The organism is Bacillus sp. FJAT-45350 (assembly GCF_002335805.1).
Classification (GTDB): domain Bacteria; phylum Bacillota; class Bacilli; order Bacillales; family NISU01; genus FJAT-45350.
Genome location: NZ_NISU01000001.1, coordinates 271,781 through 290,471 on the forward strand (window position 1 = coordinate 271,781; position 18,691 = coordinate 290,471).

Below are 18,691 nucleotides of genomic sequence, written 5' to 3' on the forward strand. Positions count from 1 at the left end.
ATGAAAATAGTAGGTGTGATTAAAAAACGGGATTCTTAAGGTGGTCAGTGGCTACCTTATCCTTTTAATAGGGCTTCAATTTTGTGTCCAGAGAAGACAGATTGCGTGTAGGAACATAAGATAATTTTAAGCATCATGCGTGGATGATAGGTAGGACAACCCTCATTTCGAAGAAATGGTACAAAGGCTTCATTAGGGATACTTTCAACTAAATGATGGACATGGAAGGCAATATCATTATTTTGTAATTTCACTTCTAAATCTAAAGGTAAAACTACTTGATTCATGTATAATTTCTAAACATAAGGACCCTTTTTTCAGATGAAATTTTGTGTGGAAACTATATTTTATCAGAAGTGGTCCTTATTTTTATTCAAAAAATAATCAAAGCCGGTGAAATTTACTCGTCGTAAATTTCACCGGCCTTTTCATCTCAGAGGTGGGTTTTGTCCCAGCCTCTGATACAATAAATTAATTTTCGAGAAGCTTTCTTATTAGTGGGAAGGGGTAACATTAGGAAAAAATACTTTTACGTTTAAGGCTAAAGGTTGGAGCAAACTAGATTTAAAGTTGAACCTGTAATAGTATAATAACTTATCAATCATTTGTCACAGGTAAATCAAAATTATATAGAAAAATTAAAGCCACAATCTCTAGACTTTGAAAGCTCTTAGAGATTGCGAGGTTGATTATTTAGATTCGCCAGTAATTTTATCAACTTTAGTAAAGTGGTAGTGTTCTGCAAGAAAGCGTAGCAAAGGTAGGTAAAACATTTGTGTATTATTAGAAGGTATGTCTTTACTAAGGTTGTAGTCCTCAATAGTCGAACGGGGATGCATAAAGCAAAGTAATGGAGGTACAGTTGGTTCCTCTTCTGGTGTATATACTTCAGAATAGATTATCTCATTGTTTTTTTGGTGTCTTACTAATTCATCAATATGATTTGGATAAAAAATATCTCCTTCTTGAATGTAAGCAATAAATTCACCACTAGCAATTTTTAAACCATGCAATAGAAGTTGCTGTTTAGAGTTTACTCTTGACATACAAATGTGTGTGGTTAAAAATGGCCACTCGTCGTTATTGTAGATTTTATTCTCACAAATAGAATATGGATCAAGTATAATTAATTCAATGTTTTTGTACTTTTGCTTTTGTAAGCTATCAAATGTTCTTTTTAGTTTTCCGCCATTTTCTAGTATACAGATGATCGTTACTAAAATTTGAGGTTGTTCTTTGTTAGAACTAATAAATAAGTCTTTAGTTGAATATGTTTTTTTTATAAATTGTGGAATGTTTTGTCGGAATTCAGCGGGTGATTGTAAAGAACCTGGTAATTCCCATTTCCTTTTAAAGATATTCCAGTTTTCTTGCATACGATTTTGAAAATCAATATTTTCACCTCTAAACGTTGAACTTCCAAAGTGATGAATATATACATCGGAGGCTATCCATAGTTCAAAACCGCTTAGCGAAGCGCGTAAACAAAAATCATCATCCTCATAATTACCTAGTGGGAATTGTTCATCAAAACCACCGATATCATTAATTACTTTATGAGTAATAAAAAGACAAAATCCCGAAAGAAAAGTTGTTTTAGTGCCTTGCCTCCAGTAGTGGAGCATTCTTTCTTTAGCATATTCTTTTATCTCTTCGTATGAATCGAATGTTAGATTAGGAATAAGTTGATTTGAGCCGACATAATTGGAAACAGGCCCAATTATATCAGCATTCTTGTCAGTATGAGAAATAAAGCTACTAAGCCATCCCTTAGTTACTAAGGTATCATTATTTAAAAAGACAAGATAATCGCCTTTTGCTACGTTTATTCCTTGATTACATCCCCCAGCAAATCCTCTATTTTCAACGTTTTCAATTAAATTAAGGACGGGTATTGTCCGCAGATATTCAACTGTTCCGTCTGTAGAACCATTATCGACGACAATAATTTCATAGTTTTCTGAAGTGTTCTCAAAAATACTCTTTAAACATTGTTTTGTCATTTCTAATTGGTTTAACGTTAATATGATAATCGATGTTAGTTTGTCAGGATAGGACTTCACTTTTTGTTTAGAGCTACTTACAATAAATTCGGCTGTTTGTAATTCTTCTAAATCATATTTTGTAAGACTTTTTAATGTGTACCCCGTACTATCATAGTTAAACATTTCTTTTCCCTCTGGAATTTGAATAAAGAAATTAGGGTCTTTTGCAAATCCAATCGTTTTTGGGATAAAGCCACTATCATATAAAACTTTCTTCAACTTATTTATAGAGAAAAATTGCCTTTTTTCACTAAAATTCGAAATTGATTTCTCATTAAGAAACGATTCGAACTCTCCAAGATAACGCGTATTAGGAGTACAAGTGATAAGTGTACCGTTATTTTTTAGATAACGAGAGAGGAAACTTAGTGTACTCGTAGGTTCATGAAGAAATTCAAGATGGTTACAAATAATCACATCAAATGAATATGCTTCGAAAGGTAACTCCAATATATGTTCAACATTTGATTGTATCACTTCATCTAAATACTGATTCGCAATAGCTACTGCAACTGGATCATGCTCTATGCCGTATACTTCAACATCTCTATCCACTTCTTTTAACTTTCTTCCTAACTCTCCATATCCGCATCCTATATGAAGAATTGTCTCCGTATGCTCGGGGATAGTTGTGAGAAAATCCTGCCTCGGAGTTACTTGTTTGATGGTTCGTTTATATGGTGAAGTCCTCTCAAACGAACGTTCTTTCCACGGCATGAGTAGGTATTCTTGACTCTTTTTCTGGTCATCGTTTAAGCCTTGGTGTTCTGATATTACTTGTTTTGATTCTCCGTAGTGTTTTATTTTTACATCGATTGCTTTACCCTCACCATAAAGATTTGTAGGGATATAAGCAGATTGTTCTTGTGAGAAGAATCGCAGAGATTGTATATTTTGCCCCCACGTGGTAAATAGACAATTCTTCCATCCCTCGTTATAAATTTGCTTATCAGCGATAAATGAATGTTCTACAGGAAAATAAAGTGTGTGCAGCCTGAAATAGGTATACTGAGGGCTAGTTGGATCAATTCTAGAAATCTCGGTCAATATTCGCACTTTGGCGGATTCTTCTAACACTTCATTTCCTTGTAAAATGAGAATCCAATCAGGGTGATATTTTAGCGCGCTTTGTAAAAGTTGGTTCTTAAATTGCTGCTGTTCTTTCAGTGTTTTTTCAATTAATTTAACCTTTGGATACCCTTTACATTGTTCGATAACGTTATTTGATATTTCTTTAGCGACTATTAAAATTTGCATTGAAAATGAGGAAAGTATGTTTAATGAATATTCGAGTTTCTCATTGTATTCTCCAAGTGTTATGACTGAAAGAATGGTTGGTTTTTTCATGTTGTTGTCCCCCTCCATAAGTTATCATCTGTTAATTATATGAAAATAGGCGGTTGAATAGTGATGTTTTTGAAGGAAAACTAGAATAGTCTAAACAATTTGTACTCGTTATTCATATCCTATTACAGAAGTCTATGAGTTAATTTTAGGGTGACTTTATGTATTAATAAATAAATAAGAGGTAGGAGTTGTGAAAAAAATGCCAAACTTTTCAACGTTTAATTTAGATGCTGATCAGTTACGTTCGTCTATTTTTGGTACGGATGCTACTGGTGATGTATTAGCGGTACGTACAGATGACCAGGGTCGTTTGGATATCGTTGGTGATATTACTGTTCAGACAATTGAAGCAATTATGGGAGCAACGGTTACAACAATTGAAGGCGGAACGCTGAACAAAGTTGAAACAATCGATGCAGTGATGGGAGCGACAATAACAGCAGGAACGCTGAACAAAGTCGAAACAATCGATGCAGTGATGGGAGCGACAATAACAGCAGGAACACTGAACAAAGTCGAAACAATCGATGCAGTGATGGGAGCAACAATAACAGCAGGAATACTGAACACAGTTGAAACAGTAAACGAAGTAACGACTGTTGTTGCAATTTCTCAGCAAAATTTTGTAGAAGATGATTTACAAAACCAAACGCTTCCTGCTGCTCAGACTGACACAGAAGTCCCTGAAGATCAATTAAGGCGGGATACACAATTCTTTAAAGTTTATACGTATTTTATTACAAACCATGCTACAACAGATACACTTGATGTTAAGATTCAAGTAAGTCCCGATAACAATTTCTGGTTTGATGATATTGCGGCAACTGGAATTGTGGATGAGACAGTGGCACTTGTGCCCAAACGATTCGGTAAGTATACAAGACTTGTTTATAGTACAGTGGGAGAGGTAGCAACCGTTGATTTTTGGTTTAACGCACAGGGCTAATATTGCATAGGATAATAAGGAGTACATAGTAAATGTACTCCTTGTTTTGATTAGTGCTTTAGTAGGAGGAAGATCCAATGGGAGATTACAGATTATCTGCTAATATAATCGTGAGAAATGCCGAGGAAACCATTGATGCATGTTTGCAAAGCATTCAAGACATTGTTGATGAAATTGTAGTCATTGATACTGGTTCAACGGATGATACTCTAGAAAAATTGAAGAAGTATAGTGTGGATCTCTATACATGTGAATGGAAAGATGATTTTAGTGAAGCCAGAAATAAAGCATTGGAATTTTCTACAGGAGATTGGGTATTTATTATTGATGCTGATGAAACATTGCAGGCTCAACGTCGCACGCTTGAGGAAATGATGAGCGATTCGAAAGTGGAAGCGTATTGGGTAACTGTTGAGAATTTTCTTTCAACCAACCACTCTCATTCGAATTCTCAACAAAATATTCGAATGTTTCGTAACAATAAGGAGTACAGGTATGAAGGAAGAATTCATGAACAAATTGCTTCTTCTATTTTACGTATACATCCAAGAAATACACTACAAGAAAGTAATTTAACCATTAAGCATTATGGTGACCTCCCCTATTATGTGGAAAAATATAATAAGAATGAAAGAAACCGTTTTATAATCGAATTAGCGTTGGAAGAAGAACCAAATCATCCCTTTTATTTATATAATTTAGCAGTTGAATATATGAAAATTAAAGAATATGAGAAGGTTGTTAATAATCTAACCATCTGTATAAAAAAAGAAAATAAGAAAGCAACTTATTTGCCACATGCTTATTTGTTGTTAGCAACAGCAAAATTAAAAACGAGAGATTTTAATGAAGTATTAGATTTTATAGAACTTGCAATAAAACGATACCCAGATTATACCGACTTATACTATCTAAAAGCGCAAATATTAGCAGATGGCTATCGCTACGAACAAGCACTGGTAGCATTATATAAAACTATTGAATTAGGAGGAGCCCCAAAGAAATACATTTCGACAAAAGGGGTCGGCACTTTTCTTAGTCACTATGAAGTAGGGAAGATCTACAAAAAAAAAGGGTTTACAAAAGAAGCGATGCAACGTTTTATACTTTGTGTTCAAATAAACCCAAAGGTTGAAAAAGCGTATGAACTTATTGCGGAATGCTTAATAGAATTGAACGCAACCCCTCATGAAGTTCTGGAACAGTTTAATAAAATAAGTACTCTAGCTGGTATTTGTTTTTTTTTAATTGCAAAAGCATTATGTCGAATCGGTAAATATGAAGAGGCAATCCCATTACTTCGGAAGATAAAAGAGGAAGACTTAGCTGTTATGTCTTTACAAAATGAATGTCTGATGCAAACTGGCCAATGTATGGAGGCTCTTCAAATTCAAAGAAAGGCATTAAAGAGAATTGAGAAAGAACATTTTGATTCTGAAGAATGGCTAATTAAACATTTATGTTGTTTTTGGTCCGAAGACTTACCAGTTCCTTATACAGTTAGTAAGCATGTTGAATTTAATCCACACAGTAATTGGCTTATTTTGATAATTTCTTTATTAGAGGAAGAAGACACAGATAAGCAATACCCCATTCCAGAAGAAAAAGTAGCATATCTATTCGAATGGCTTTTACATTATGGATTTACAGATGTTGGAGAACGTATCATGAAAAGATTGAAGAGTATTAATTTTTTGTCAGTTTTTACGAAAACCCTTTACAGGAAAGGGTATGTAATGAAGGCAGCAGAAAGATTCATACAGCTATTGGAATTGGGGCAGTTAGATGATGAAGGAACATTTTATTTAGCGGAAATTATGTACGATAGGAGTCAATACGAATATGCAATCGCTTTGTTTGAAGAGGCACTAGAAAAGAATCCGGACAATTGGAGAGCGAGACAAGGAGCAGCATTAAGTTATTTAGCAGAAGGATTGAAATGGGCGGTAGAAAGCAGAGCCCATTATCCATATTCAGAATGGCTGGGTGTTCAAATTCAAGAGATAAAAGTGAGCATTCAACTGTTAAATGAAGTCGATTGGCATACCAAGTGGACGTATCGTCAAAGGAGGAACGCAAAATCATGAAGCCGCTAATATCTTTTTGTATGATTTGTAAAAATGAAGAAAAAATGATTGCACGTTGCTTAAATAGTATTAAACATGTTGTAGATGAAATGATTGTCGTTGATACTGGTTCGACGGATAAAACAATTCAAATTGCCACATCTTTAGGTGCAAAAGTGTATCAACATGAGTGGGTTCATGATTTTGCTGTGGCACGAAATTCTGGACTAGAGAGGGCAACAGGAGATTGGATTTTATTCTTAGATGCAGATGAGGAGCTTCATCCTGAAGATGGAAAAAAGCTCAGGAAGTTCGCGAAATATTCACGTGCCCCTGGCTGCTATCTGAAACTTATCAACTTTGTAGGGAAATCAGATAATTTTAAAAGTTCAACAAAGGATACAGTGCCCGTACTTCGTTTTTTTCGCAATCATCACGACATCCGATTTGTAGGGCGAGTCCACGAACAGATTGGTGGTAGTATACGAGCAAGGTATGAGACAAAGTATATTCCTTACGAGAATATTAGAATTTTCCATTATGGGTATCTTGAGGATATTGTAAAAGAACAGGATAAAATAAAAAGAAATTTCAAACTGATTAAAAAGCAAGTAGAAGAAGAACCTAAAAATCCGTTTCATCATTACAATATCGCGGGGGAGTATATTCGAGTAAATCAATTTCAATTTGCGTTAGAACACCTTAGGAAGGCGAAGTCATTATGCGAGATAAACAGAGTAGGATTTGGCCACTTAATAGTGAAAAAAGAGATTACTTGCCTAGATTTTCTTGGTCGACATGAGGAAGCTCTTGAAGTATGTCGTAATGAAATAAAGAGATTTCAAGACTATCCTGATTTATTGTACATTTTGGGTCGTTGTGCGATCGTTTGTCAAAAGAATGAAGAGGCAAAAGAGGCCTTTAGAAAGGTAATGACGATGACAACACCTCCTTCTCATTACGTAATTGATGTAACCATTCCAAAGATAAAAGCTCCGTTTTATTTAGCTAAATTGTTTGAAGAAGTAGGAGAGGTCGGGAAGGCTCTTAATTTTTACGAGGGTATTCTAATGAATAACGGTTTAGCTTATTATCCAGCATTTGAACGATTTTTAGATTTAATGGTAAGCCAAGAAGGAGAGAAGGTTCTATTACGACAACTAAGAAAACTTTCCTTTTCCAAAATAGAAAAGGAATTAATAGTTCAACATCTTTATGAAGCCAATTTCTATGAACTAGCTTTACAGTTAGTTAAAGAAGGTTGGAACGATAACGGACAGATAAAGAATATGCTACTTTTTTTAACGAACCATGAGAGTGAAGTATCGGGGGAAACTAATTTAAAGCTAATTGTACAATGGATAAAGGAGCAAACTTTGCATAACCCGACTAGAATAGAAAATAGTACATTTATACACTTTTTACACAATGGCGAATGGCCTGATGATGTTTACCCTACGAAGTTAGATTGGGAACTCCTTGAGTTTGCCTATAAATTATCTCGGGTTCATGAAAAGAGAAAGAATGCGACACAATTGATGAAGTTATGGAAATACTTTATATTTCTTAAAGGTAATACGAGTGAGGTAAGTAGAGGAGGATTGTCTCTTGCTTTAAATCTTGTTTTTCAGGCAAGGTCATTGTTAAATGAGCAAAAATCTCCTGTTTCTCACTTATGGGAAGACGTTTCTCATCATATTCCTTATCCTCTGATAGAGCAGGGGGGCCGAATAGATGTTTAAACCATATGATATTTCACTATGCATGGTAGTGAAAAATGAAGAAGGATGGATCAAACAATGTTTATCTTCCGTTAAAGATGTGGTCAAAGAAATGATTGTCGTTGATACGGGATCGACTGACGGCACGAGGAGAATTGCTCAATTTATGGGTGCGCAAGTTTTTAACCTTCCATGGAATGATGACTTTAGTGAAGCGAGAAACTTTGGTTTAAATAAAGCGACGTGTGAATGGATTTTAGTACTTGATGCAGATGAAGAATGGGAACAACCTGACGAAGAAATATTTCATCAGCTTTTATCTGCTAAAGAAGTATATGGCTATCATGTAAAATTGCTAAATTACTATGGGACAAAAAAGTTTGATGGAGATTATGTCATCGACTCTGTATGCCGATTATTCCGTAATGATTCTCATATTCGTTTTCAAGGAATTATACATGAAGAAGTCACAAAAAGTATAAAAGAACGGTACTCTTCACAAAGAATCTTGTTTTCAAATCTCAGAATTCATCATTACGGGTATTTAGATCAAGTTATCGAAAAAAAGCAAAAAAACAAAAGAAATATGGAGCTGGTAAAAAAAGCGATAGAACACAATCCAACAGATCTCTACATGCAATACGCCTTAGGGACGGAATATTTCCAAGAGGAAAACTTTCAATATGCGTTAAACGTTTTTGAACCATTACTTTATAAAATAAAGGTAACAGAAGGCTATGCCTCTGATTTGCTCTATAAGATTGTTTATTGTTTTAAGCAACTAAAGCAATTTTATAAAGCGTTGGATTATATAAAACAAGGAATATCATTTTACCCTGATTTTGTTGATTTGTTAGAATTGGAAAGTTTAATATTATTTGAACTTCACCGGTATCAAGAAGCTAGAGAGGTGTTAGAAAAGTGTTTAAAAATTGGGGATGTATCCCATTTATATTCAACATCATCAGGAGCAGGGACATTTCGAACGCTGTACCTTCTTGGAATGGTGAAGGAACGTCAAGCAGAGTGGAAGCAAGCATTTGAACATTATCTTATGGCAGTTAAGGAAGAAGAAAACTTTACATCGGCGCTTTCTCGTTGGGCAAACCTTAGCTTTTATTTTTATGAGGATGATCAGGAGTGGAGAGACCATTTTCAAAAACATTTTACGCAATTGACTGTGAAAAACTGTATGGTTATTTTGATGCAAGCTGTTTTTTGGGTACGACCTAAAATAGGGCTTACATTAGTAGAGAAAGTATCTACAAAAGATTTGCAGTTAGAATTGTTAAAGGCTATCTTTTATGCACAACAAGGAAGTTTTGTAAAATCAAAAAAAATAGTAGTAGAGTTGTTATCTCACCAACAAACAGAACAACTATATTTATATCTTTGGGCCATCCATCGACATTTAGGTGAAAAAAAAGAAGCGGAACACATATTATCAAAACTTATTCACCTAAAACCAGATTATAAAGGAGTCTATCACATCTTTGTAAAAGAAAATAGGAATATTAAGGTATTAGAAACAGTAAGAACACAATGTATTCACGTTTTATTAGCCCTTCAAGCATGGGAGGAATTACTAGTTCTCCTAGTTAGTACGAACGAGACCGGAAGTATTTTTTTACCGAGTCACCATTTTCCAGCTTTTCAACATGTACCACAGTCTGTATTAAAAGAATTATTAGAACAAACAAAAGGTTTATTGCGGGAGTGGGAATATACCGATTTAATTTTCTTAGGCTGGTCTGCATTAAAGACTAATAATCATCACATGTCCTATCATATATTTAAACAAGCAAAACGTAATACAGACAAGCGAATTGAGCATACAATTGGTGCTTTGTTGCATTTAGAAGGAAGTAGCATTGAAACTTTAAACGTTCACTTTGATCTAGACTGTTTGTTACTAACATTTTAAAAATTAAAAAAACTAAGAACTTCCTAGAGAGTTTCCAATAGAATAAATAAGGGTATTTCTACAGGAAAGATATTATTGTCTTTATAAAAAGGGATACATGAGACTTTAGCATTATATTTTGTTAATTACATTAGTTTAAAAGAAAACAAGCTGGACAAAAATGCGGTTATAGATAAATATGTCCAAGTAGAATTGTGAGGTGAGATTATTTTGGAAGGAGAAGATACTAACTTTAAATGGAAAGGTAAAAAAAAAACATGTTCAAAACTAATGGTGTCCAATCATTTAAAGACCTCCATCTCATCTAATTTGAATAATACTCGTTATGTAGAAGGAGAAAACCAGCCTTTATATTGGGCAAGATCTAAAGTTAAACTAAACCCAGAAGAGGATGGAGTTCTTTCTTTTGGTATGGATGAAGAAAAAAAACTTCATCCAATTAAACTAGATAAAAATGGTCAAATCTTTGTTTTAACAAGAGACTTAAATTCACTAAATGATGGGGTTTTGTCATACGGCCAAGATAAGAATAAAGCGGTACGTCCTATTTTAACCGATTATAAAGGAAGAATTGTATTAAAGGCAAAGAGGTTAAATGCTAAAAAAGACTCGATCCAAATCTTTGGTATGGATAAAGAAAAAAAACTTCAACCAATTAAACTAGATAAAAACGGTCAAGTATATGTAGTAACAAAAAAACTAAATTCTTTAAAAGATGGAGTCTTATCTTATGGTCTTGATAAGAAAAAAAAGGTACATCCTATTTTAACAGATAAAAATGGAAGAATTGCATTAAAGGCCAAAAGATTAAATGCCCAAAAAGACTCTATTCAAATTTTTGGAAAGGATGAACAAAATAAGCATAAAGCTATTCTTACGGATAAACAAGGGCGGGTACAAGTTCAAACAACAAAGTTTGTCTCTATTAAAAAGACAATAATAACAAAAAAGTGTTGGTGTGGCGCTTCCTCATTCGATGTATCCTTATATAAAGTATACTCTTTTGCTATTATCAATTTAACAGATAACCCAGCTGAAGTGATATTACAGATTAGTCCAAATAATGAAGATTTCTTTATTGATTTACCTACAAGAGCTATTCCGGGAGGCGAGACGATTGTCTTAGTACCGAAGCGGTTTTTACAATTTGCTCAACTCGTATTTCGTACAAAGGATAAATGTAAGGATACAAAACTGCAAGTATTCTTGCAGGCTCAATATTAAATTATGATAAAGAGGCTTTCTCATAAATTAAACTTTTGAGAGAACCTCTTTTTTGTTTGATTTAATTAATTCCCCAAAATGTTCTATTAAACTCTAGAATACTTTAAATATATAGCTAAATGCGTTTGCTTCCCTTTAAAATGAAGGCGAGTAGTGGTAGATTGAGATGGTTTTGTTTAAATTTAAAATGGTTTAATAAATAATTTTTTGATAGAGGCGCGCACAATCAAAGGTGCATGCCTTTTCATACTTATATAAAGAAGGGAGGTGGAAAAATTGAATAAATTGAAATCAAGAAAATTTTGGATGGCTATCGTTTCAGGTGGACTTATTGTAGCAAATGAAGGGATTGGTCTTAATTTACCATCAGAATCTGTTATGACTATTGCTGCATTAGTAGCTTCATATATTATTGGAGAATCATATATTGATTCAAAAAACGTTAGCAAAGACAAAAAATAATACTAAACAAGAGTTTACAAAACAATTACCTAATAGTGGCTCTAGTTTGTATTAAAATACTAGGTTAGAAATCAAAGACGTCGTCACTTGAATTCAACAGGTGGTGACGTCTTTGCTTTTGTGAATTATTGGACTTTTAGGTTGGAAAACAGACGGTTATCATAAATTTTTATGAGAGGAGATGCATTTCCACCTCGTGAAGAAGCAAACGTTATGACCAATGGATTTTGTGGTTTATAATGCCACCGATAAATATTAATGTTTCTTAGGTGAATGATAAAACCGTTTTTTTTTTTTAGAATAAATATAAAGTATTAGTTAAAAGGGATTAGGAGGGAGGGAGAAAGATGGAGAACATTAGCAAGTTCATTATTGCTATCAGTAGTTCAATCCTGACATTTTTATTTGGGGCTTGGTCAGTTTTATTACAGGTCTTAATAGTTTTTATAATTATTGATTATGTAACAGGTTTAATAGCCGCTGTGTATAGTGGGAAATTAAGTAGCAAAGTTGGTTTTAAAGGGATAATAAAAAAGGTAATGATTTTATCCATTGTAACGGTTGCTCATGGACTGGACATTATTTTAGGAGGTTTTAATTTTCTGAGGGATGTTGTGATTTATTTCTATATTCTAAATGAATTGCTCTCAATTATCGAAAATGCAGGTAGAATAGGATTACCACTTCCAAATGTAATTAAAAAGGCTGTCGAGGTTCTAAAGAAGAAAGATGATTAAAGGATACTAAGATTATGAAGTATTCAATATACCTAAATCTGGGTTAGTGGTATAAATTTTCATTGTTTAAGTGTATTGGCTGGATGCGTGGAATCCAGTTCTTTTCGTTTACTTGAGTACAATTAGATAGCGTAAATAGGTTAATAGAAATCAAAAATTAGAGGTAGTTTCCTAAAAATTTGATACTACTTCATTTATGTGTTTAAGTATGTATCCGCCCGTAAAACGGGCGGTTTTAATTTCGCCCTATAAGGGCACTTTACTGATAATCCCCTAAACGGGACTCAAAATTGACCGTCAACCGTTCACTTCTATTACTTGTCTTGGAATGGATCAAAGTATTCCCGCTTCGTCAAATGATCGGGCAGTCTATCTTCTGCTGTCTGTTCTCGTATATACTTCGGGATAAAACAATGTGATACTTACAATACCATCTTGTGTGTGATAAACTATTGTCACTCGACATGAGTATGCTCCTATCGTTAAAATAGAAGCTGGATTGATGACCATTTACTATTTTAACGATAGGAGTTTTTTTCTGTCATTATACCACTTAGAAGTTTTATATTCACACTTGCTGAGCATGTGTTTTTAAACCCCATTAATAATACCTGAATAATCCTTAATCAAGGATTATTCAGGTCTCCCCATTCCTAAATAGTGGAACCCGAACTTTTTTACTGTTGAAGGGTGAAACATATTTCTACCGTCTAGAAGGATGTTTCCATTCATCTTGTTATGAACTTTTGACCAATCTATTGATTTAAACGTATCCCATTCAGTTGCGACAATTAATATTTCAGAGTTGTGAATAGATTGATATATATCGTCATGAATCGTTATGTTTCTATCAGTTGAGGTAATAAGAGGATCATATGCATGAACTTCAGAGCCGTATTCTAGTAACTTATCTATTAAAGCCAAAGATTGAGAAAAGCGTAAGTCACCCGTATTTGGCTTAAATGTAAGTCCCCACACAGTGATCTTTTTATTTTCGAGTTTTTGGAATACAGACGTTAATTTATTAAGATACATATCAATTTGTGTTTTGTTAACATTCATAGTTGCCTCTAATAAAGGGACACTGACATTTTTTTTACTTGCTGAATGGTGTAAAGAACTTATATCTTTTGGAAAACAAGATCCTCCATAACCTAAACCAGCCCTAAGGAACAATGAGCCGATTCGAGGATCAGTACCAATACCTTTGGCAATATCATCTATATTGACACCATATGCATCACAAATACGCGCCATTTCATTAATAAAAGAAATTTTCGTTGCAAGAAACGCATTAGAAGCATATTTAATGAGTTCTGCACCAGTTAAACTAGTCATAATAAATTTTCCGTGAAACCCTTTATATAGTTGTTGCACTTTCGGAATTGGTCGATTACTTTTAGAGCCAATAACTGTCTTATCAGGATTTAACAAATCAGCAATGGCTGTTCCTTCCTTTAAAAACTCAGGGTTTGAAACAACGTCGAATAAATCTTCATTAATCCCCTTTTCTACTAATGTTTTATGAATCCATTCATTTGTTCCAGGTGGGACAGTACTTTTTGTCATAATTATCTTGTATGAATTTAGGTTGTTGGCAATAGTGTCAACAACACCTTTAATATAGGATAAATTTGTACTTCCATCAGGAAGAGATGGTGTTCCTACAGCAATGATAATAACTCCACTAGCCTTAATTTTATCAGGTATTTTTGTTGAGAAATTAAGAGTACCTTTCTTTATATTCCTAATAATATAGCTATCTAGTTCAGGTTCATAAATTGGAATTTTTCCTTTATTTAATAGCTGGATTTTCTCTTCCATAATATCAACAGAATGTACATGGTGTCCCTTATCAGAAAGAATCGCAGCTGTTGTGAGTCCGACATAACCAGCACCGACGATACATATCTCCATTAAACTATCACCCCTACAAAGTATTAATAGTTAAACTATTTTAGAGGCTGTTTAAAAAGGAGTAGCCCTTTTATCAACAACCTCTATAAAATGAGCAATTCAAATAAAACTTAGATGGTAAAACACGCTCTTTATAGATTATTTAAGTCTTTGCTAAAGGTGAGTCTTCTTTCCTAAATTGGACGTTTCAGCATTAAACCATTTTTGATAGGACAACTTCCATCGGTCTTCTTTTATGAATATTAATCTTAGTAAGGTTTCAAGGAGGGGTGTCAATGGTAAAAAAAGCCATTATTCCGGCTGCGGGCTATGGTACACGCAATCTTCCAATTACAAAGGTACTACCTAAGGAAATGTTTCCTATAGGGGGAAGACCAGCGATTGACTATATCATTGAAGAGGCTGAGAAGGCTGGAATTACAGAAGTGTTAATTATATTATCGCGTACAAAAACAATGATTATGGATTATTATGATCGTTCTCTTGAGCTTGAATCATTTTTACATTCAAACAACAAAAGTCACTTGTTAGAAAAAGTTAAGCTACCAAATGTTCATATACAATATGTAAGGCAACCATATGCTAGAGGACTAGGAGATGCTATTAAATTAGCAAAAGCATTTGTCGGGAATGAGCCATTTGCGGTACTCTTACCGGATGAAATATTGTTAACTGAGAAGGAACCCGCATTAACAGATTTGATTAAAGTATATGACAAATACGATGGAAACGTTATTGGAGTCCAAAAAGAAGAGGAAAGCAATTTAAAAAATTATGGTGTTATTAATGGTCAAACAATAGACAAGTGTTTATATCAACTATTAGATATTGTGGAGAAACCGCAAAATAATCCCCCATCTAATATGGCGGTAATTGGTAGGTATATATTAAAGGCTAAGATATTCGACTATTTAGAAAAACAACAAATTGGGGTTAATGGAGAACTTCAATTAACAGATGCGTTAAGGGAAATGAGTAAGGTAGAAAAGGCATACGGTTTAGAGCTCGTAGGTGAGAGGTTTGATATTGCAAAAAAAGAAGATTATTTAAAGTTATTAAATTTAAAGTCGAATATTGAATGAATGGTGGTTTAGTAATGGAAGATCAGATGATATTACCTTGGGAATTGATTGACCCTTTAGATAAGTTATATGTTCCTGACTATATCTTGGAGATAGCTCATGAAGTTTGTCAATATTATGATATGACTGTAAGTGACATGGAAGTTATTAATGTTAAGTCACATAAAGGTGGGGCAATTTGGAGGATAGATACGGATAAGGGTCCAAGAAGTTTGAAGTTATTACATCGACGGCCAACAAGAAGTCTTTTTAGCCTCGGAGCACAGGAATATTTAGTGAAAGAGAAACATGCTAGAATCCCTCAAATTATTCCCACAGTTGATAGGGAGCTCTACGTTGAAATGGGAGGTAAACTATGGTTTGTAGCAGAGTGGATATCAACTCTAGAACCTGCAGGAACTGACTTAGAAGGAATGAAAGAGAGAAGTTATGCGATTGGTGAATTTCACCGATTATCTAAAGGATATGTTCCACCAAAAGGTGCTGAACTTGCTTCACGACTTCAACGTTGGCCAAAAACCTACAAGAAAATAATTAATAAAATGGAGTGGTTTAGAGATATTACGAATGGTTACTCCCAAATGCCTGCTAGTTCAAAAATACTTTCAGTACTAGATACGTTTGAAGAACAAGCAATAGAAGCATTAAAACGTCTAGAACAGTCTGTATATTTCGATTTAGCAAATAGAGGAATTGAGGAATGGGGATTAGTTCACCAAGACTACGGCTGGTCAAATGGTCAAAAAGGTGAAGAGGGAATCTGGATAATTGATTTAGATGGTGTTGCATTCGACTTGCCAATTCGTGATCTCGGAAAACTTATCTCAGACACAACTGATAAATTAGGAAAATGGGATTACAACTGGGTAAATGAAATGATTCAAGCCTATCATGAAGCGAATCCAATTGATGATGATATGTATCAAATGTTGTTAATTGATATGTCACTACCCAATTTATTTTATAAAAGTGTTAAAGAAATGGTATATAAACCTACTGTATTCTTGGATGAGCAACTTGAAGAGGTAGTAGATCGAATTGTTTCCATTGATCAAACAAAGTGGCCTGTGCTTCAGGAATTAAATAGGCCATGGGAAGGAGGGAAGAAATAATGAATGTACTCATAATTTGTACAGAAAAACTCCCTGTACCACCTGTGAAAGGTGGGGCGATCCAAACGTATATAGCTGGAGCTATCCCAACGTTAAGTAAAGAACACACAGTTACAATATTAGGAACAACTGATCCCTCCCTCCCTGACGAGGAAACAGTTGATAACGTTCATTACGTTAGAAAGCCAGGTGGATTACTTGAAACCTATAGAGAAGAGGTAATAGAATATTTAAAAACTGAAAATTGCTACGATTTGATTCATATTTTTAATCGTCCTCGTTTGGTTACCGCTGTTCGTGAATTAGCACCTGAAGCCAAGATAATTTTAAGTATGCATAATGATATGTTTAAGCCTGAGAAAATTAGTCACGATGAAGGATTATTAGTTATTAAGAATGTAGATAAAATCGTTACAATTAGTGATTATATTGGGCAAACGATTACAAATTTCTTTCCAGAGGTTGCTCCAAAATTACGTACAATTTATTCCGGTGTAGATTTAGATAATTTTGTGCCTTCTTATTCTGAGAGTGCTATAGCCAAAAGGGAGCAATTAAGGAAAGAATACAATTTGGGTTCAAAAAAAATCATTTTATTTGCTGGAAGACTTTCTTTAAATAAAGGTGCTCATATCTTACTTCGGGCAATTCCAGAACTATCCAAAAAGTATTCAGATATTGCAGTAGTGTTAATGGGTGGAAAATGGTTTAGTGATGATGGGATATCAGATTATACGGCTTATGTTCGTTCACTAGCTGATTGTTCACCAGTACCAGTAATAGCAACAGGGTTTATATCACCTGATAAAATACAAGATTGGTTTGCAGCTGCGGATATTTTTGTTTGTACATCTCAATGGCAAGAACCGTTAGCTCGAGTTCATTATGAGGCAATGGCTGCTGGACTTCCTATTATTACAACAAATCGTGGAGGTAATGCAGAAGTAATTGAATTAAATAAAAACGGTCTCATTGTAGAAAAGCCAGATGAACCATTAGAATTTGCAAAACATCTTTCGTATTTAATAGAAAATCCAGATATTTGTCTAGAGATGGGTCGATACGGACGAAAGCTTGCAGAAGCAAAATATAGCTGGGATCGTGTAGTGAATGATATTTTGACTGTTTGGAATGAAGTTGAAAATATGAGTATTAATAATAATCCTCAAATAGAAGACATGTTAGGAGACGAACTAGATGAGTTGAATATGGGAGAACTAGGTTTAGAGCTAGTTAACCTTAATAATGAACTTGAGCCAGAATTGGATAATTCAGGAGGAGAGCTTCAAGAAGAAATGGAAGTTCAAGGTGAAGGGCAACACGAAGGAGAAGAAACAGTTACAGAGGAAGAAGAACACGGAGAAGAAGAAACAGTTACAGAGGAAGAAGAACACGAAGGAGAAGAAACAGTTACAGAGGAAGAAGAACACGAAGGAGAAGAAACAGTTACAGAGGAAGAAGAACACGAAGGAGAAGAAACAGTTTCAGAGGAAAAAGAACACGAAGGAGAAGAGACAGTTTCAGAGGAAAAAGAACACGAAGGAGAAGAGACAGTTTCAGAGGAAAAAGAACACGAAGGAGAAGAGACAGCTCCAGAGGAAGAAGAACTCGGAGAAGACTTGGCATCTCCAACACTAGAGAATGTTAATACGGATGCAATAGAAGACGATTTACTAGAAAAAGAAAAAATTCTATTAAAAACAAAGAAGAAAGGAAAAAAAGAGAAGAAAAAAAGAGAAGAAAAAATTAAATCAAAAAGCAAGAAGAAGTTAAAAAATAAGAAGAAAAAGAAGCCTTTCGTTACAGAAGAACAAAAAGAACATGTAGAGATAGTTGAAGAAAATGAACAAAACCAAATAGAAGGATATGAAGGCAGTGTAGAAATTAATATCACAGAGGTAGATGATAATAACCAAAATGAGATAAAAAAAGATATTCTAATAAGCTTTCGAGGTCAAAGAAGATACTTTACTCGTTCTGATTGGGAAAAGCAAAGAAAAGATCCTTTGTAATAATATCGTAATTAATCCCCCTTTATGTAATTTGAAGGGGGATTAATTTGTAATCAGAAATTACAAAACAGTCATATACCTAATTCTTATGGGACA

At 34.2% G+C, this 18,691-nt stretch carries 12 protein-coding genes and 2 pseudogenes; 10 read left to right on the plus strand and 4 right to left on the minus strand.

Features of this window, described 5'->3' with window-relative positions; translation table 11 throughout:
- Positions 1 to 62: 62 nt before the first annotated feature.
- A pseudogene (locus tag CD003_RS01360) lies at positions 63 to 304 on the minus strand (IS5/IS1182 family transposase); the annotation flags it as partial.
- Positions 305 to 689: 385 nt separating this feature from the next.
- A complete protein-coding gene (locus tag CD003_RS01365) occupies positions 690 to 3,392 on the minus strand; it encodes a glycosyltransferase (protein WP_179295384.1) in 2,703 nt (900 codons plus the stop codon).
- A 199-nt stretch (positions 3,393 to 3,591) separates the two neighbouring features.
- Between CD003_RS01365 and CD003_RS01370 the strand changes: the two genes are divergently transcribed.
- From CD003_RS01370 to CD003_RS01400, 7 genes are all read left to right on the plus strand, one after another.
- Positions 3,592 to 4,338: a DUF6385 domain-containing protein gene (locus CD003_RS01370; protein ID WP_096199099.1), complete on the plus strand. Its 747-nt coding sequence runs from the start codon at positions 3,592 to 3,594 to the stop codon at positions 4,336 to 4,338.
- Between the two features lie 77 nt (positions 4,339 to 4,415).
- Positions 4,416 to 6,425 (plus strand): glycosyltransferase, encoded by a 2,010-nt coding sequence (locus CD003_RS01375; protein ID WP_096199100.1) that lies wholly within the window; start codon positions 4,416 to 4,418, stop codon positions 6,423 to 6,425.
- Positions 6,422 to 8,146: a glycosyltransferase gene (locus CD003_RS01380; RefSeq protein WP_096199101.1), complete on the plus strand. Its 1,725-nt coding sequence runs from the start codon at positions 6,422 to 6,424 to the stop codon at positions 8,144 to 8,146. The genes CD003_RS01375 and CD003_RS01380 overlap by 4 nt, the downstream gene beginning before the upstream one ends.
- Complete coding sequence (locus CD003_RS01385; RefSeq protein ID WP_096199102.1) at positions 8,139 to 10,049, plus strand: tetratricopeptide repeat-containing glycosyltransferase family 2 protein; 1,911 nt, start codon at positions 8,139 to 8,141, stop codon at positions 10,047 to 10,049. The genes CD003_RS01380 and CD003_RS01385 overlap by 8 nt, the downstream gene beginning before the upstream one ends.
- Before the next feature lie 210 nt (positions 10,050 to 10,259).
- On the plus strand, positions 10,260 to 11,273 hold the full coding sequence (locus CD003_RS01390; protein WP_096199103.1) for a DUF6385 domain-containing protein: 1,014 nt from the start codon (positions 10,260 to 10,262) through the stop codon (positions 11,271 to 11,273).
- 276 nt (positions 11,274 to 11,549) lie between these two features.
- A complete protein-coding gene (locus tag CD003_RS01395) occupies positions 11,550 to 11,735 on the plus strand; it encodes a hypothetical protein (RefSeq protein WP_096199104.1) in 186 nt (61 codons plus the stop codon).
- Positions 11,736 to 12,082: 347 nt separating this feature from the next.
- Positions 12,083 to 12,472 carry a phage holin family protein gene (locus tag CD003_RS01400; protein ID WP_096199105.1) on the plus strand — a complete coding sequence of 130 codons (390 nt, stop codon included), beginning with the start codon at positions 12,083 to 12,085 and terminating at the stop codon, positions 12,470 to 12,472.
- A gap of 386 nt (positions 12,473 to 12,858) precedes the next feature.
- On the opposite strand, the pseudogene CD003_RS22810 reads toward CD003_RS01400, so the two are convergent.
- Both CD003_RS22810 and CD003_RS01410 read right to left on the minus strand, forming a co-directional pair.
- Positions 12,859 to 12,938 (minus strand): annotated as a pseudogene (locus CD003_RS22810) (IS200/IS605 family transposase); the annotation flags it as partial.
- Between the two features lie 167 nt (positions 12,939 to 13,105).
- Entirely contained in the window at positions 13,106 to 14,389 is a 1,284-nt protein-coding gene (locus CD003_RS01410; protein WP_096199106.1) for a UDP-glucose dehydrogenase family protein, read from the minus strand.
- Positions 14,390 to 14,664: 275 nt separating this feature from the next.
- On the opposite strand from CD003_RS01410, the gene CD003_RS01415 reads away from it, so the two are divergent.
- From CD003_RS01415 to CD003_RS01425, 3 genes are read left to right on the plus strand one after another with little or no spacing between them, the layout of a single operon-like run.
- Positions 14,665 to 15,471, plus strand: coding sequence for a UTP--glucose-1-phosphate uridylyltransferase (locus tag CD003_RS01415; RefSeq protein WP_096199107.1), 807 nt, complete (start codon positions 14,665 to 14,667; stop codon positions 15,469 to 15,471).
- Positions 15,472 to 15,485: 14 nt separating this feature from the next.
- Positions 15,486 to 16,583 carry a CotS family spore coat protein gene (locus CD003_RS01420; RefSeq protein WP_096199108.1) on the plus strand — a complete coding sequence of 366 codons (1,098 nt, stop codon included), beginning with the start codon at positions 15,486 to 15,488 and terminating at the stop codon, positions 16,581 to 16,583.
- On the plus strand, positions 16,583 to 18,595 hold the full coding sequence (locus CD003_RS01425) for a glycosyltransferase family 4 protein (RefSeq protein ID WP_096199109.1): 2,013 nt from the start codon (positions 16,583 to 16,585) through the stop codon (positions 18,593 to 18,595). The genes CD003_RS01420 and CD003_RS01425 overlap by 1 nt, the downstream gene beginning before the upstream one ends.
- Positions 18,596 to 18,691 lie beyond the last annotated feature (96 nt).

Bases quoted from the DNA above. Each gene is read 5' to 3' on its own strand.
- CD003_RS01365 (WP_179295384.1), bottom strand. From the start codon at position 3,392: ATGAAAAAACCAACCATTCTTTCAGTCATAACACTTGGAGAATACAAT.
- CD003_RS01370 (WP_096199099.1), top strand. From the start codon at position 3,592: ATGCCAAACTTTTCAACGTTTAATTTAGATGCTGATCAGTTACGTTCG.
- CD003_RS01375 (WP_096199100.1), top strand. From the start codon at position 4,416: ATGGGAGATTACAGATTATCTGCTAATATAATCGTGAGAAATGCCGAG.
- CD003_RS01380 (WP_096199101.1), top strand. From the start codon at position 6,422: ATGAAGCCGCTAATATCTTTTTGTATGATTTGTAAAAATGAAGAAAAA.
- CD003_RS01385 (WP_096199102.1), top strand. From the start codon at position 8,139: ATGTTTAAACCATATGATATTTCACTATGCATGGTAGTGAAAAATGAA.
- CD003_RS01400 (WP_096199105.1), top strand. From the start codon at position 12,083: ATGGAGAACATTAGCAAGTTCATTATTGCTATCAGTAGTTCAATCCTG.
- CD003_RS01410 (WP_096199106.1), bottom strand. From the start codon at position 14,389: ATGGAGATATGTATCGTCGGTGCTGGTTATGTCGGACTCACAACAGCT.
- CD003_RS01415 (WP_096199107.1), top strand. From the start codon at position 14,665: ATGGTAAAAAAAGCCATTATTCCGGCTGCGGGCTATGGTACACGCAAT.
- CD003_RS01420 (WP_096199108.1), top strand. From the start codon at position 15,486: ATGGAAGATCAGATGATATTACCTTGGGAATTGATTGACCCTTTAGAT.
- CD003_RS01425 (WP_096199109.1), top strand. From the start codon at position 16,583: ATGAATGTACTCATAATTTGTACAGAAAAACTCCCTGTACCACCTGTG.